12 protein-coding genes are annotated in these 14,397 nt (G+C 70.9%); 8 read left to right on the top strand and 4 right to left on the bottom strand.

Going from position 1 to position 14,397, the window contains the following annotated elements; genetic code table 11:
• Positions 1–6 precede the first annotated feature (6 nt).
• The 5 genes from ACSHT8_RS31475 to ACSHT8_RS31455 are packed head-to-tail and all read left to right on the top strand — an operon-like array spanning position 7 to position 5,144.
• A complete protein-coding gene (locus ACSHT8_RS31475; protein ID WP_436495163.1) occupies positions 7–1,542 on the top strand; it encodes an ABC transporter substrate-binding protein in 1,536 nt (511 codons plus the stop codon).
• A complete protein-coding gene (locus ACSHT8_RS31470) occupies positions 1,539–2,462 on the top strand; it encodes an ABC transporter permease (RefSeq protein ID WP_436495161.1) in 924 nt (307 codons plus the stop codon). Before ACSHT8_RS31475 ends, ACSHT8_RS31470 begins: the two co-directional genes overlap by 4 nt.
• Entirely contained in the window at positions 2,459–3,211 is a 753-nt protein-coding gene (locus ACSHT8_RS31465; protein WP_436495159.1) for an ABC transporter permease, read from the top strand. Before ACSHT8_RS31470 ends, ACSHT8_RS31465 begins: the two co-directional genes overlap by 4 nt.
• A complete protein-coding gene (locus tag ACSHT8_RS31460; protein ID WP_436495157.1) occupies positions 3,208–4,623 on the top strand; it encodes an ABC transporter ATP-binding protein in 1,416 nt (471 codons plus the stop codon). The genes ACSHT8_RS31465 and ACSHT8_RS31460 overlap by 4 nt, the downstream gene beginning before the upstream one ends.
• Positions 4,620–5,144: a GNAT family N-acetyltransferase gene (locus tag ACSHT8_RS31455; protein ID WP_436495155.1), complete on the top strand. Its 525-nt coding sequence runs from the start codon at positions 4,620–4,622 to the stop codon at positions 5,142–5,144. Before ACSHT8_RS31460 ends, ACSHT8_RS31455 begins: the two co-directional genes overlap by 4 nt.
• Before the next feature lie 18 nt (positions 5,145–5,162).
• Here ACSHT8_RS31455 and ACSHT8_RS31450 read toward each other — a convergent pair whose 3' ends face one another.
• Positions 5,163–5,645, bottom strand: coding sequence for a ricin-type beta-trefoil lectin domain protein (locus ACSHT8_RS31450; protein WP_436495153.1), 483 nt, complete (start codon positions 5,643–5,645; stop codon positions 5,163–5,165).
• 160 nt (positions 5,646–5,805) lie between these two features.
• The gene (locus ACSHT8_RS31445; protein WP_436495151.1) at positions 5,806–8,436 is read right to left on the bottom strand and encodes a valine--tRNA ligase; all 2,631 of its coding nucleotides are present in this window, start codon (positions 8,434–8,436) and stop codon (positions 5,806–5,808) included.
• Positions 8,437–8,582: 146 nt separating this feature from the next.
• Between ACSHT8_RS31445 and ACSHT8_RS31440 the strand changes: the two genes are divergently transcribed.
• Positions 8,583–9,350: a hypothetical protein gene (locus tag ACSHT8_RS31440; protein WP_436495149.1), complete on the top strand. Its 768-nt coding sequence runs from the start codon at positions 8,583–8,585 to the stop codon at positions 9,348–9,350.
• A gap of 157 nt (positions 9,351–9,507) precedes the next feature.
• Positions 9,508–10,473, top strand: a complete 966-nt coding sequence (locus ACSHT8_RS31435) for a hypothetical protein (protein ID WP_436495147.1) — start codon at positions 9,508–9,510, stop codon at positions 10,471–10,473.
• Here ACSHT8_RS31435 and ACSHT8_RS31430 read toward each other — a convergent pair.
• Together ACSHT8_RS31430 and ACSHT8_RS31425 are read right to left on the bottom strand one after the other, a co-directional pair.
• A complete protein-coding gene (locus tag ACSHT8_RS31430) occupies positions 10,422–11,870 on the bottom strand; it encodes a hypothetical protein (protein WP_436495145.1) in 1,449 nt (482 codons plus the stop codon). The genes ACSHT8_RS31435 and ACSHT8_RS31430 overlap by 52 nt on opposite strands.
• A complete protein-coding gene (locus ACSHT8_RS31425; protein WP_436495143.1) occupies positions 11,867–12,019 on the bottom strand; it encodes a hypothetical protein in 153 nt (50 codons plus the stop codon). The genes ACSHT8_RS31430 and ACSHT8_RS31425 overlap by 4 nt, the downstream gene beginning before the upstream one ends.
• 72 nt (positions 12,020–12,091) lie before the next feature.
• On the opposite strand from ACSHT8_RS31425, the gene ACSHT8_RS31420 reads away from it, so the two are divergent.
• Positions 12,092–14,365, top strand: coding sequence for an FdhF/YdeP family oxidoreductase (locus ACSHT8_RS31420; RefSeq protein ID WP_436495141.1), 2,274 nt, complete (start codon positions 12,092–12,094; stop codon positions 14,363–14,365).
• The last annotated feature ends 32 nt before the right edge of the window (positions 14,366–14,397 follow it).

The following is a 14,397-nucleotide window of genomic DNA, read 5'->3' as shown; positions in this document are numbered from 1 at the left end:
ATCTCCATGAACACCCAGCACTCCCGCCGCGGTTTCCTCGGGCTGGCCGGTCTCTCGGTCGTCACCCTGGCGGCCTGCTCGACCAGCCCGGCGGGCCCGGCCGCGCCCACCCCCAAGTCCGGCGGCAGGCTGCGCGCGGCGTTCGCGGGCGGCGGGGTCAAAGAGGTGCTCGACCCGCACCTGGCGAACCTGTTCAACGAGGCAGCGCGCGCCAAGGCGATGTTCGACAAGCTCGCCGACCTCGGCGCCGACGTCTCCGCGCAGCCGCGCCTCGCCGAGAAGTGGGAGCCCAACGCGGACCTGACCCGCTGGCGGATCACGCTGCGCCAGGCCGCGTTCCACGACGGCAAGCCGGTCCGCGCGCAGGACGTGCTGTCCAGCTACGCGCGCATCCTCGACCCGGCCAAGGCGTTCCGGGCGAAGGCGAGCCTGTCGCTTATCGACCTGGCGAACAGCAAGGCGGTGGACGACCGGACCGTGGAGTTCGCGCTGAAGCGGCCCTACGTCGAGTTCCCCAACGCGCTGGCCACGTTCGGCGCCTACATCGTCCCCGAGGGCACGCAGGACTTCACCAAGCCGGTCGGCTCCGGGCCGTTCAGCTTCGTGTCGTTCGAGCCGGGCAAATCGGTGCTGCTCAAGAAGAACCCGAACTACTGGGAAGGCGCGCCCTACCTGGACGAGCTGGAGTTCATCATCGCCAACGAGGAGTCGGCGCGGACGAACGCGCTGCTCGGCGGCCAGGTCGAGTACGCGCACGACCTCACCCCGACGACCGCGCGCTCGCACGGCACCGGCGGCAAGGTGACGATCCACCGCTCCCCCAACAGCGTCGTGCAGGGCTTCGCGATGAAGCTCGACCGCGCGCCGTTCGACAACCGGGACCTGCGGGAGGCGATGTTCCTGCTGGCCGACCGGCCGCAGCTGGTCGAGTCGACGCTGGCGGGCAGCGGCCAGGTCGCCAACGACCTGTTCGGCAAGGGCTACCAGTTCTACGCGGGCGACATCCCGCAGCGGCAGCGTGACCTCGACAAGGCCAAGGCGCTGATCAAGAAGGCGGGCGCGGAGGGCCTGACGGTCAAGCTCGACACGTCCACCGCCGCGGCCGGGATGGTCGAGGCGGCGACGATCTTCGCCGACCAGGCCAAGGGGTCCGGGCTGACCATCGAGGTCGTCACCGGCAACAAGGACACCTTCTGGGCGGACACCCTCAAGAACGGCACGATGTCGAGCTTCCGGTCGGGCGCCATGCCGATCGAGTCCCACATCGCCCAGCGGCTGCTGACCGGCTCCACCACGAACACGACCAAGTGGGCCCGCCCCGAGTTCGACGCGCTCTACCAGAAGGCGGTGTCCACTTCGGACGCCCAGGCGCGCGGCGCGGTGTACGGGGAGATGCAGCGGTCGCTGCACGCCGAGGGCGGCTACCTGATGTGGGGCTTCGCCGACTGGATCGTCGGCACGTCGCCCAAGGTCGGCGGCGTGGCGACGGCACCGGCGAACACCCTGGACTGGGCGCGGTTCGACAAGGTGTGGCTTGGGTGACCCGCTACACGCTGCGGCGGCTGGCCCTGGGCGTCGGGCAGGTGCTCGCCGTCGTCACCCTGGTGTTCCTGTTGGTCCAGGCCCTGCCGGGGGACGCGGCGGTCACGCTGGCCGGGGACGACCCGGACCCGGCGCGCATCGCCGCGATCCGCCAAGCCATGGGGTTGGACCAACCGCCGCTGGAGCGCTACGCGGACTGGCTCGCCGGGTTGGCGCGGCTGGACTTCGGCGAGTCGCTGGTGTCGGGCAGGCCGGTCGCGGACTTCCTCGCGACCGGCCTCGCGCCGACGATCCTGCTGGCCGTCCTCACGCTGGTGCTGCTCGTGCCGCTGTCGATCTTCGTGGGGGTGGCCGCGGCCCTGCGGGAGGGCAGCGTGCTCGACCGGGTGCTGACGTCGGTCAGCGTCGGGCTGCACTCGATCCCGGAGTTCGCGCTGGCCGTGGTGCTGATCGCGGTGTTCGGCGTTGGCCTGGGCTGGGTGCCTCCGACCGCGGTCGGAGGGTTGACGCCCGCCGTGCTTGTGCTGCCGCTGCTTGTCCTGTTGGCGCGGCCGATCTGCTCGATCAGCAGGCTCGTCCGCGCGGGCATGATCGACGCGCTGGCCTCGGACTACGTCCGGCACGCGCGGCGCCTCGGCGTCGGCACGCGCCGGATCCGCTATGCCCACGCCCTGCCCAACGCGCTCGCGCCCGCGGTCCAGCAGGTGGCGCGGACGACGGACTGGCTGCTCGGCGGGGTGATCGTCGTGGAGGCGGTGTTCGTGATCCCCGGGCTTGGCACGGTGCTGGTGGACGCGGTGGCGAGCCGTGACCTGCCGGTCGTGCAGGGGTTGGCGGTCGTGTTCGCGGTGACCACAGTCGTGGTGAACCTGCTGGCCGACCTGGTCGCGTTCCGGCTGGCCCCGAGGTCGTCACGATGAGATATCTGCTGATCGGGATTCCCCTGCTGCTGGCGCTGCTCGGGCCGGTGTTCGTGCCGGTCGAGCTGACCCGCGGCGCGCCGTTCATGCCGGATCACCTGCTCGGGACGGACTTCGTCGGCCGGGACGTCTGGCACCAGGTGCTGCTCGGCGGCCGGACCGTGGTGCTGGTCGCGCTGCTGGCGACGGTGTGCGCGTATGTCGTGGGGGTGCCGTGGGGTGTGCTCGCGGCGACCGCGCGGCCGCTCGACGAACTGCTGATGCGACCGCTGGACCTGCTGCTGGCGATCCCGTCGCTGCTGGTGCTGATCCTGCTGGCCACGATCGCCGGACCCGGCCTGGTCGCGCTGGTCGGGATCGTCACGCTGATCAACTTCCCGGACGTCGCCCGGATCTCGCGGGCCGCGGCGCTGGAGATCGCCGGACGGCCCGCGGTGGAGGCGATGCGGCTGCAGGGCGAGACGTGGTGGCGGATCTCGGTCGGCTACATCGGCCGGTCGATGCTGCGCACGCTCGCCGCCGACCTCGGGGTGCGGCTCACCGCGGCGCTGTATCTGGTGGCCTCGGCCAGTTTCCTCGGAGTGGGCGTGCCGCCGGACGCGGCGGACTGGGCGGTGATGGTGGACCGCAATCGGGTCGGGCTGTTCCTGCAGCCGTGGGCGGTCGTGATCCCGGCGGTGCTGATCGTGGCGCTGTCGATCGGCTTGAACCTGACTTTCGACCGCGCGCTGCGCAAGGAGGCCCGATGACGGTCCGCGTCTCTCAGCTGCGGGTGGAGACCGCCACGCGCACGCTCGTCGACGGGGTCAGCTTCAGCGTGGCGTCAGGCCGGGTGCTGGCGATCGTGGGTGAGTCCGGCAGCGGGAAGACGACGACTGGGCTGGCGATCGTCGGCGACCACGCGCCTGGGGTCAGGGTCAGTGGGACCGTCGAGGTCGACGGGACGGCGGGGTTCGTGCCGCAGCATCCGTCGGCGGCGCTGAATCCGGTGCGCAAGGTCGGGTCTGTGTTCGCCGAGTTGAACGGCGATGTCGATGCCGCGCTGCGGCACGCGCGGGTGTCGCCGGAGTTGCTCGACCGGTATCCGCACCAGCTATCCGGTGGGCAGCAGCAGCGCGTTGTGCTGGCGCAAGTGCTGGTCGGTGGGCCCTCGGTGATCGTGGCGGATGAGCCGACGACCGGGCAGGACGCGATCACGCGCGCGGAGATCGTCACGGAGTTGGCTGAGGTCGCGCGGCAGGGGGTGGCGATTGTGCTGCTGACTCACGATCTCGACATGGTGCGTGCGTTGGCCGATGACGTGGTGGTGTTGCTGGACGGGCGGGTTGTCGAGTCTGGACCCGCTGATCAGGTGCTTTCTCTGCCTGCGCATGACTACACGGCCGCGTTGGTCGCCGCGCAGCCGGTGGTTTCGGTGCCCGCTCCGCCTGTGTCGCGGGCGCCGCTGTTGACCGCGTCGCTTACGGCTCGGCACAAGAAGAAGACCGTGCTGCATGAGGTCTCGCTGGTTGTGGGGGCTGGCGACCGGGTGGCTGTGGTGGGGCGGTCGGGTAGTGGGAAGACGACGCTGGCGCGTTGCCTGACTGGGCTGCACTCCACTTGGGACGGTTCTATCCGGTTGGACGGGGTGGAGTTGCGTCGGCGGGGGCGGGCTGAGCTGGCTCGGGTGCAGTATGTGTTCCAGGACGCGCGGGCTTCGTTCGATGAGCATCGGAGTGTGGTCGATCAGATCGCGCGGACGGCTGTGCGGTTGCGAGGCGCTTCGGATGCGCGGGCGCAAGCGCTTGCGGAGCTGGCGAGCGTCGGGATCAGCTCGGACATGGCCAGTCGGCGGCCGGATGCGTTGTCTGGTGGGGAGCTTCAGCGGGCGGCCCTGTGTCGGGCGCTGTTGGCGCGGCCGGATGTGCTGGTGTGTGACGAGATCACGTCCGGCCTGGACACGCTGACTCAGGCGGGGCTGCTCGACCTGCTCGCCGACCTGCCGTGCGCTCTTGTGCTGATCAGCCATGACCTGGGGGTTGTGGCTCGTCTCGCCGAGCACATTGTCGTCCTGGATGAGGGGCGGGTGGTGGAGCGGGGGACTTTGGCTGATGTGTTGGCGCGGCCGCGGCATCCGGTGACTGTCGGGCTGCTTGGCCGTTCGATCAAGGAGGTTCTGTGAGCTACGAACTGCGGCAGGCTACGGAGGCGGATCTGGACGGGGCTCGCGGCGTCATGCTGGACACGTTCTACCGCGAGTTCTCCTACGGGTATCAGCCGCAGTGGCACGCGGACGCGATCGACCCTCGGGCGGCGTATCTGGCCCCGCCGCGGCACGCGCTGTTCGTGGCGGTTCTGGGGGACGAGGTCGTGGCCACCACGGGCGTCCGCGCCCAGGCACCCAAGAGCCCGCCGCACCCGGAGTGGATCGCCCGGCGGTACCCGCCGGAGACGACGGCGCAGTTGTTCCGGGTGTACGTGCGGCCAGAGCACCGCCGCTTCGGCCTGGCCAGATCGCTGGTCCACCTGGCCACAGAGTTCGTGGCGGCGACGCCCGGGTACGAGCGGCTGTACTTGCACACCGACGCTCGTGTACCTGGGGTGGACAAGTTCTGGGGCTCCCTGGCCGTGGAGATCCTCGACGCCCGCGACGGCGACCCGGACCACTTCCAGACGATCCACTACGAGATCCCGCTCAGCTGACCGCCGAGCAGCGAGCCACTAGTTCCAGAGGATCCAGCTCTGCTGTGGGGCGTCGTTGCAGCCCCACATGTATACGGTGCCCATGTTCCAGTTGGTGTTCGGGTTCACGTCGAGACAGCGCCATGAGTGGCGGTTCTCGATGCGGCGTCCATACGGCGTGCCGTAGTTCCACCACCACTTCTGCCACATCGCCCCGTTGCACTTCCACAGGTAGACCTGGCCGCCGTCCCAGTTGGTGTTCGGATTGGCGTCCAGGCACATGGTCTGATCGCCTTCCGGGCTGATCGAGCCGTCGGAGTAAAGGATCCAGCGCTGCTGGTAGCCGCCGTTGAACTCGTACTGGTACGCCCGCCCGCCGTTGGTGCTGATCGTGGCCGGGTCGGCATCGAGTTGGCGGTTCGGGGAAAGGCCGCTGGTGAAGTAAAGCCCGGTCACCGGCGCGGCGGACGCGGTCACGGGGGTGGTGGCGGTGAACGCGGCGCCGACAGCGGTCAGGATCACTGCCGCTCTGCGGATTGTGCGCACGGGCGACTCCCGGGTTCTTGGCGTGGGTGCGTCGACCATGCTCGCAACCCGGCGGGGAACGCGGGTACCAGCTATCGGGTGATCATGACGGGACCCGGAGAACTGGGAACGCCAGTTCTCCGGGTCGGCGACATCGTCAGCTCGCGGGCAGTGCCGCGATGCGGGCGGTGATGCGCTCGATCTCGGCGGCGGCGGTGTCGCGGCGGGTCTGGATCTTGGCGACCACGTCCGCCGGGGCCTTGTCCGTGAACTTGGGGTTGCCGAGCTTGGCCTCGCACTGGGCGAGTTCCTTCTCCGCCACCGCAAGGTCCTTCGCCAGGCGCTTGCGTTCCGCGGCGACGTCGATGGTGCCGGAGAGGTCGAGTTCCACCGTCACCGTGCCGTCCGCCAGTGGGACCTCCACCGAGGCGCTCGGCACGAAGTCCTGGCCCGCCGCGTCAAGGCGGGCCAGTGCGGTCACGGCGTCGAGGTGGGCCGACAGGCCAGCGGCGTCCACACCGGACAGACGGGCCGCGACCTTCTGGCCGGGCTTCAACCCCTGGTCCGCCCGGAACCGTCGGATCTCGGTGACCAGCTTCTGCAGGCCCTCGATCCGCCGGGAGGCACCCGGGTCCGCCACCGCGCCCGACGGCGCGGGCCAGTCGGTCACCACGACGGATTCCTTGCCCGTCAGCGACTTCCACAGGACCTCGGTGATGAACGGGACCACCGGGTGCAGCAGCCGCAGGACCACGTCCAGCACATGGCCCAGGACCGCACGGGTCGCGTCTGCCCGTTCGCCGCCCGCTGCGATTTGGACCTTGGCCAGCTCCAGGTACCAGTCGCAGTACAGGTCCCAGGTGAAGTGGTAGAGGGCGTCGCACAGCTTGGCGAACTGGAAGGCGTCGAAGAGGCAGTCCACTTCGGACACCAGGGCGTCGGCCTCGTCGAGGATCCAGCGGTCGGCGTCGGTCAGGGAGTCGCGGTCGGGAACTGGGACCGCTGTGGTGGCGCCGTTCATCAGGGCGAAGCGGCTGGCGTTCCACAGCTTCGTGCAGAAGTTGCGGGAGCCGCCCGCCCACTCCTCGGCCAGGGACATGTCGTTGCCGGGGTTGGCGCCGCGCGCCAGGGTGAAGCGGGTGGCGTCGGCGCCGAAGCGGTCGAGCCAGTCGAGGGGGTCGATGACGTTGCCGCGCGACTTGGACATCTTCTTGCCCTGGGCGTCGCGGATGAGGCCGTGCAGGTAGACGTGGTCGAACGGCTGGACGCCGTCCATCGCGTACAGGCCGAACATCATCATCCGGGCGACCCAGAAGAAGAGGATGTCGTAGCCGGTCGACAGGACGCTGGTCGGATAGAACTTGGCCAGGTCCGAGGTCTGGGTCGGCCAGCCGAGCGTCGAGATCGGCCACAGGCCAGACGAGAACCACGTGTCGAGCACGTCCGGGTCCTGCGTCCACTCGTCGCCGGTCGGGGGTTCCTCGTCGGGGCCGACGCAGACGACCTTGTCGTTGGGGCCGTACCAGACCGGGATGCGGTGGCCCCACCACAGCTGGCGCGAGATCGTCCAGTCGTGCATGTTGTCGACCCAGTCGAAGTAGCGCTTGGCCAGCTCCGGCGGGTGGACCTTGGTCCGGCCGTCGCGCACGGCGTCGCCCGCGGCCTGGGCCAGGGGCTGGACGTTGACCCACCACTGCATCGACAGGCGCGGCTCGACCACCGTGTCGCAGCGCGAGCAGTGGCCGACCGAGTGCAGGTACGGCCGCTTCTCCGCGACGATCCGGCCCTCGGCGCGCAGCGCGGCGACCACGGCGGGACGCGCCTCGAAGCGGTCGAGGCCGAGGAACGGGCCGTGGGCGGTGATGACCGCGGACTCGTCCATGATCGTGATGGACGGCAGGCTGTGCCGCTGGCCGATCTCGAAGTCGTTCGGGTCGTGGGCCGGGGTCACCTTCACCGCGCCCGTGCCGAACTCCGGGTCGACGTGCTCGTCGCCGACGATCGGGATCTCGCGGCCCGTCAGCGGGAGCACGACGTAGGTGCCGATCAGGTGCTTGTAGCGCTCATCGTCCGGGTGGACCGCGACCGCGGTGTCGCCGAGCATCGTCTCGGCGCGCGTGGTGGCCACGACGATGGCGTTCGCGCCGTCGCCGTACCGGATGGACACGAGCTCGCCCTCGTCCTCCGAGTGGTCGACCTCGATGTCGGACAGCGCGGTGCGGCAACGCGGGCACCAGTTGATGATCCGCTCGGCCCGGTAGATCAGGCCGTCCTCGAACAGCCGCTTGAAGATCGTCTGGACCGCCCGCGACAGTCCTTCGTCCATCGTGAACCGCTCGCGCGACCAGTCGATGCCGTCGCCGAGCCTGCGCATCTGGCCGAGGATCTTGCCGCCGTACTCGGCCTTCCAGTCCCACACCCGCTCGATGAACTTCTCGCGGCCGAGGTCGTGGCGCGACAGTCCCTCGTTGGCGAGCTTGCGCTCCACCACGTTCTGCGTCGCGATGCCCGCGTGGTCCATGCCCGGCAGCCACAGCACCTCGAAGCCCTGCATCCGCTTGCGGCGGGTGAGGGCGTCCATGACTGTGTGGTTGAGCGCGTGGCCCATGTGGAGGCTGCCGGTGACGTTCGGCGGCGGGAGCACGATCGTGAACGGCGGCTTGTCGCTGGAGGCGTCCGCGGTGAAGTAGCCGGCGTCTACCCAGCCCTGGTACAGCTCCGCCTCTACCGCGGCAGGCTCCCATGCCTGCGGGAGGTCGATGGACGGCGATGCTGAGGTCTGAGTCACGACTGAGGAGTCTACCGAGCGGTCGGAAACCGAATTCCTCCGCACAAGCCGGACGCGGCGAGGTGAACACCACGGCACCGGCCCGTCATCCGGCCTGAACGTTCGGGTCACCACCCGGCCGGGGGACATCTTTATCGTTCTTGGACATGCGCAAGGTCCCGATCGGTGCGGTGGTCCTCGTGGTGGCCATGATCGGCTTGTTCGTGGTGACCAACTGGGGCGCCTGGTTCGGTGAGTCCACACCCGCCGCCGACGTCGTCTCCATCGACGCCGACGAGCCCTTCGCCGCGACCCCCGCCAAGGACTGGGCCGACGGCGAGGCCGGGGTCGTCATCCCGCCCGTCGAGGCGATCGGGGCGCACCCGGCCGCCGAGGTCACCGACGCCTATCAGCGGGCGCGCGCGGTCGTGCTGGCCGCGATGCTCGACCCGGCGGTGATCCTCGGGGTGGACACCGAGCCTTACGTCCAGCTGTTCGCTGAGGGTGACCGCGCGGACCTGCGCGCCGCGATCGCCGACCCCGCGCGGGTCGACCGCTTCCTCGTCCGGTTCGCGCCGGGCACCACGCTGATGCCCCAGGCACCGAAGGTGCGCGGCCGGATGTGGGCGGAGTCGGCCGGCGCGGGCAAGCTGCTCGTGCGCACCCGGTTCGTCGTCGCCTACCCCCTGCTGACCGACGACGGCGCGCGGGTCGAGGTCGCCAGGATCGACACCGACCTGACCGTCGTCGGGCCGGGCAGGCCCGCCGCCGACCGCGGCGTCTGGCTCAGCCGGACCGAGGGCTCACGGTCCTCCACGGAGTGTGACCGCGGCCACTCCCCCGCCGCGTTGAGGGAGCCGGGGAGCGGGGGCCTTCCGGACGCGCTGTTCGACCCCGATCGGCCTATCGAATCGCTGTTTTCCTGCGGCGGCTGACCGCTGATCGGGTTTCGCCCACCGTTCACCGCAGCGTCCGCGACCCCGCTCACGTGGTTGTTAACACGGTCCTGGCACATATCGATGAGCTGAACACCAGGCAGTCATCACCTCGAGCCAGGGCCGGCGACGGTCAGGGAGCGCCCATGGGGGGCCGGTGGATCAACGTGAGTTCGGCGATCAAGCGGCGTTGCGGGACGCCGAGTGGCGCAACCGTGTGCGTGCCGCGGCACGCGCCGACGTGCGGGCCATGATGCGCTCCGCGCGGCGGCGCCGCGTCGAGCGGTGGCTGGTCACGTCCATGGTCCTGATCGCCGTCATCGCCGTGTTGATGCTCATGGTCCGGGTCGGCCTGTTCGACAAGGTCCTGGCCGACTCCGGCGCGCCCGCCGACGGTGAGCCGACGGTGTCGGCCGGTTACGCCTTCGACCCGGCCAAGCCGTTCGCGCAGACCCCCGCCGAGGGCTGGGCCGACGGCGCCGCGGGCATCACCGTGCCCCCGGCCATGCAGGTCGGCGAGTTCACCGCCGAGCAGGTCGCCGACATCACCGCCAAGGTCCGCGACGCGCTCATCGCCAGCAGGCTCGACCGCACGCTGCTCGTCGGCCACGACCCGAGCCGCTACCTGGGGATGCTGGCGCCCGACATCCGCAAGGAGCTGCAGCCGCTGTTCGGCACCGGCGGCGAGCCCCGCGCCCAGGCCCTGGTCAGCCTGATCGCCGACGGCAACCCGCTGCTCCCGGTCGAGCCCAAGGTCACCGGCAAGATGACCGCCTCGGCGGGCGGCCCCGGCGAGCTGGTCGTGAAGACCAACTACGTCTTCGCCTACGCCTTCGAGGCGCCCAACGCGAACGACCCGATGGACGCCGTGGTCGTGGTCCGGGCCGAGGTCGACTACGTGTGGCGCTCCGGCGGCTGGCGCTGGACCGAGTCCAGCCAGGGCCTCTGGTACGCGGGCGTCGGCGGCTACGGCTACGCCATCTCGTGCGAGGCGTACAAGCGCGGCTTCCTGGCCCCGGCCTTCCGCGACAAGACCATCGTGCACAAGACCCCGGGCCGCGACCGCGACAGCTACTTCGACCCGTCGTCCGACCTGCCCGCGGAGAGCGGCTGCCCGGCCTGACCAGGCAGAACAACCGACTGGACGTGGTCGAAGCCGAGCGCGGCCCTGAGGTTCCCGGCAAGGAAGTCCGCCTCCGGCACCGCGACGGTGACCCCGGCGGTCGGCTCGAAGACCAGCAGCGTGCCGCGCTCGTGCCCCAGCGCCAGCACGTAGTGCCGGGGCACGATGCCGCCGACCAGGATCGGCACCGGCACACCCCGGTCGACCGCGGCCACGACGTCGCGCAGCGTCGAGGAGATCGCGCGCTTGTCGGTGTCGTCGACCAGACGCCACTCGTAGGGGACGCCGATGTGCCTGGTCAGGTAGGCCGCGACGCCCTTGGGTGAGGTGCCCGCGGCCTGCGGGTAGATCACGTTGGTCTCGTCGTGGACGGCGCCGCGCTCGGCGGTGAAGGCGCTCTGGAAGTCGCCGGAGGTCAGCGACAGGGCGTAGAGCGGGTCGTGTTCGGCGCGGGCGACGATCAGCGTCGTCGTGCCGCACGTGGTGGCCTCGTACTGGCGGACCGCGACGCCCATGCGGACCTGGGCGGACTCCCCGCCGCGGTCGACCAGCGACAGGTGCGTGTTGAGCCACTGCTCGTCCTGCCCGCGGATCGCGCGGGCGAACCCGCCCAGCTCCGTCGGCCCGTGACCGGCCGCGGCGGCCCGCAGCAGCCACGCGCGCTCGGCGTCGGACCCGACGGCGGCGAGCAGCACGTCCAGCACCGCCCGGTCCAGCCCGGACAGCGCACCCAGCCGCGCCAGCTGTGTCAGGCCGAGGCCGTCCTCGTAGTGGGCGGCCAGCGCGCCGACCTTCTTCCCGGCGATGACCACCGCGTCCTCCGGCGTGAGCCCGGCGGCGACCCCGGCCGCGGCGCGGGCGGCCCCGCGCAGGTCGGTGAACCGGCTTGACGCGCGGTCGGTGGCGGCGAGGCTGTCGGTGTAGACCGCGACGCAGCCGGTGATCAGGTCGCCGACGACGCCGACCAGGCGGGCGATCCCGACCGGGTCCGGCAGCGGCACGGAGCCGATGTGGGTGGCGTCGTAGGCGGCGGCTTCCAGCGCCGCGTGCAGCTCGGCGTGCCTGCGCTGGTGATCGCGGACGGCGGCGGCCCACTCGGCGAGCGTGTCGGCGGTCGCGGTGAACGCCTCCGGGATCCACTCGACGCGGCTCGCGGTGGCCCGGACGACCGCGGAGCCGTCGAGCGCGGCGATCTCGCGGGCGATCGGGGTGAACGACGCGGCCGCGACCCGGTGGGCGGCGGCGAGCGCGTCGAGGGCGTCGGCGTTCCCCGGCGGCGGGGTCTTGATCTCGCGGACGACGTCGCCGATCACGGTGATCAACCGCGCCGGGTTGACCAGCCCGGCGAGGTCGCCGAGCTTGCGGACCACCGAGGTGAGCTGCACCGGTTCGCTCATCGACGCTCCAGCACCGTGACACAGACCCCGATCTCGGCGGCGAGGGCTTCGCGGAGTTCGGCGTAGGCGGCGCCCGCGGCCTGGTCGACGTCGTCGGTCGCGGTCTCCCACGCGGTGCGCGCCTCGGCCAGCGCGGCGGCGATGTCCATGTCGCCTCCTTCACAGTTCGTCGCACCCGGCACCGTATGGCATCCGTACCCCTGAGGGCAGAGGATGGACGCATGCGCAAGCCGCCCGACAACGATGTCGCCGAGTCCGATCTGACCGTGACCACCCCGAAGGAGTGGGCGGCCGGGATACCGGGCGTCGCGGTGGCGCTCAAGCGCGGCGTCGAGCAGATGGGCGTGGGGCGCACGGTCAAGACGTTGCGGCTGCTCAACCAGCGCGAGGGCTTCGACTGCCCGGGCTGCGCGTGGCCGGAGCCGCAGGGGCACCGGCACATCGCCGAGTTCTGCGAGAACGGCGCCAAGGCCGTCGCCGAGGAGGCGACGAAGCGGCGGGTCGGGCCGGAGTTCTTCGCCGAGCACCCGGTCGCCGAGCTGGCCGAGCGCACCGACTACTGGCTGGGCGCGCAGGGCAGGCTGACCCACCCGATGGTCCTGCGTGACGGCGCGACCCACTACGAGCCGATCACCTGGGACGGCGCGTTCGCGCTGATCGCCGACCAGCTGCGTGCACTGTCCACACCGGACGAAGCGGTGTTCTACACCTCGGGCCGCACCAGCAACGAGGCCGCGTTCCTCTACCAGCTGTTCGCCCGGTCGTTCGGCACCAACAACCTGCCGGACTGCTCGAACATGTGCCACGAGTCATCCGGGGCGGCGCTCAACCAGACGATCGGCGTCGGCAAGGGATCGGTGTCGCTGGCCGACTTCGAGCGGGCCGCGCTGATCCTGGTCGTCGGGCAGAACCCGGGCACCAACCACCCGCGGATGCTCTCGGCGCTGGAGTCGGCCAAGCGCGCGGGCGCCAAGATCGTCGCGGTCAACCCGCTGCCCGAGGCCGGGCTCATGCGGTTCAAGAACCCGCAGAAGCCCAGCGGCGTGCTCGGCAAGGGCACCGAACTGGCCGACGAGTTCCTGCAGATCCGCCTCGGCGGCGACCAGGCACTGTTCCAGGCCATCGGGCACCTGCTGCTGGCGTGGGACGCGCTGGACCACGAGTTCATCGAGGCGAGCACGCATGGCTTCGCCGAGTACGCCGCCTCGGTGCGCGACCTCGACTGGGCCGACGTGCTCCACGCGACCGGCCTGCCGCGCGAGCAGATCGAGAAGGTCGCGCGGATGGTCGCCGACTCCCCCGCCACCATCACGTGCTGGGCGATGGGGCTGACTCAGCACAAGCACTCGGTGCCCTCGATCCGCGAGATCACCAACGTGTCCCTGCTGCGCGGGATGGTCGGCAAGCCCGGCGCGGGCCTGTGCCCGGTGCGCGGGCACTCGAACGTGCAGGGCGACCGGACCATGGGCATCTGGGAGAAGATGCCGGAGCGGTTCATGGCCGCGCTGGAGACCGAGTTCGGCATCACCGTCCCGCGCGAGCACGGCCACGACACCGTCGCCGCGATCCGCGCGATGCGTGACGGCAAGGCGCGGGTGTTCATGGCCGTGGGCGGCAACTTCGCCGCCGCGACGCCGGACACGGCCGTCACAGAGGCCGCGCTGCGGTCGTGCGAGCTGACAGTGCAGGTGTCGACGAAGCTGAACCGGTCGCACGTGGCGCACGGTCGGGTGGCGCTGATCCTGCCCGCGCGGGGCCGGACCGAGCGGGACACGCAGGCCGGGGGCGACCAGTTCGTCACGGTCGAGGACTCGATGTCGGTCGTGCACCGGTCGCGGGGGCGGCTGGAGCCGGCCAGCCCGGAACTTCGGTCCGAAGTGGACATCATCTGCGGGCTGGCCCAGGCGGTGTTCGGGACGCACCCGGTGCCGTGGGGCGAGTTCGCCGCCGACTACAACCTGGTGCGCGACCGGATCTCGCGCGTGGTGCCGGGGTGCGAGTCGTACAACGCGAAGGTGCGGGAGCCGGACGGTTTCGTGCTGCCCCACCCGCCGCGCGACTCGCGGGAGTTCCCGGGGACGGCCACCGGGAAGGCGAACTTCACGGCGAACCCGCTGACGGTGATCCGGGTGCCGGAGGGTCGGCTGCTGCTGCAGACCCTGCGCAGCCACGACCAGTACAACACCACGATCTACGGCCTGGACGACCGGTATCGCGGCATCAAGGACGCGCGGCGGGTGGTGCTGGTGAACCCGGACGACCTGGCGGCGCTGGGCCTCGCGGACGGCGCGATGGTGGACCTGGTGAGCGAGTGGTCGGATGGGGAGCGCCGGGCCCCGTCGTTCCGGGTGGTGGCGTACTCGACGGCCCGGGGCTGCGCGGCGGCGTACTTCCCGGAGGCGAACGCGCTGGTGCCGCTGGACTCGACAGCGGAGACCTCGGGGACGCCGACGTCGAAGTCCATCGTCGTCCGGCTGGAGCCGATCGTCGGGTGATTTGTCCCAGCATGCGGATGTGACGGCTCGCT

Source organism: Actinokineospora sp. HUAS TT18 (genome assembly GCF_051364635.1).
In the GTDB taxonomy this organism is placed as follows: Bacteria; Actinomycetota; Actinomycetes; order Mycobacteriales; family Pseudonocardiaceae; genus Actinokineospora.
Note: the sequence above shows the minus strand (reverse complement) of the source record. Positions and strands in the feature narration are given on the sequence as shown.

Excerpts from the sequence above, each read along its gene's own strand:
- ACSHT8_RS31420 (WP_436495141.1), top strand. The coding sequence starts at position 12,092 with ATGCGCAAGCCGCCCGACAACGATGTCGCCGAGTCCGATCTGACCGTG.
- ACSHT8_RS31440 (WP_436495149.1), top strand. The coding sequence starts at position 8,583 with ATGCGCAAGGTCCCGATCGGTGCGGTGGTCCTCGTGGTGGCCATGATC.
- ACSHT8_RS31430 (WP_436495145.1), bottom strand. The coding sequence starts at position 11,870 with ATGAGCGAACCGGTGCAGCTCACCTCGGTGGTCCGCAAGCTCGGCGAC.
- ACSHT8_RS31425 (WP_436495143.1), bottom strand. The coding sequence starts at position 12,019 with ATGGACATCGCCGCCGCGCTGGCCGAGGCGCGCACCGCGTGGGAGACC.
- ACSHT8_RS31465 (WP_436495159.1), top strand. The coding sequence starts at position 2,459 with ATGAGATATCTGCTGATCGGGATTCCCCTGCTGCTGGCGCTGCTCGGG.
- ACSHT8_RS31475 (WP_436495163.1), top strand. The coding sequence starts at position 7 with ATGAACACCCAGCACTCCCGCCGCGGTTTCCTCGGGCTGGCCGGTCTC.
- ACSHT8_RS31460 (WP_436495157.1), top strand. The coding sequence starts at position 3,208 with ATGACGGTCCGCGTCTCTCAGCTGCGGGTGGAGACCGCCACGCGCACG.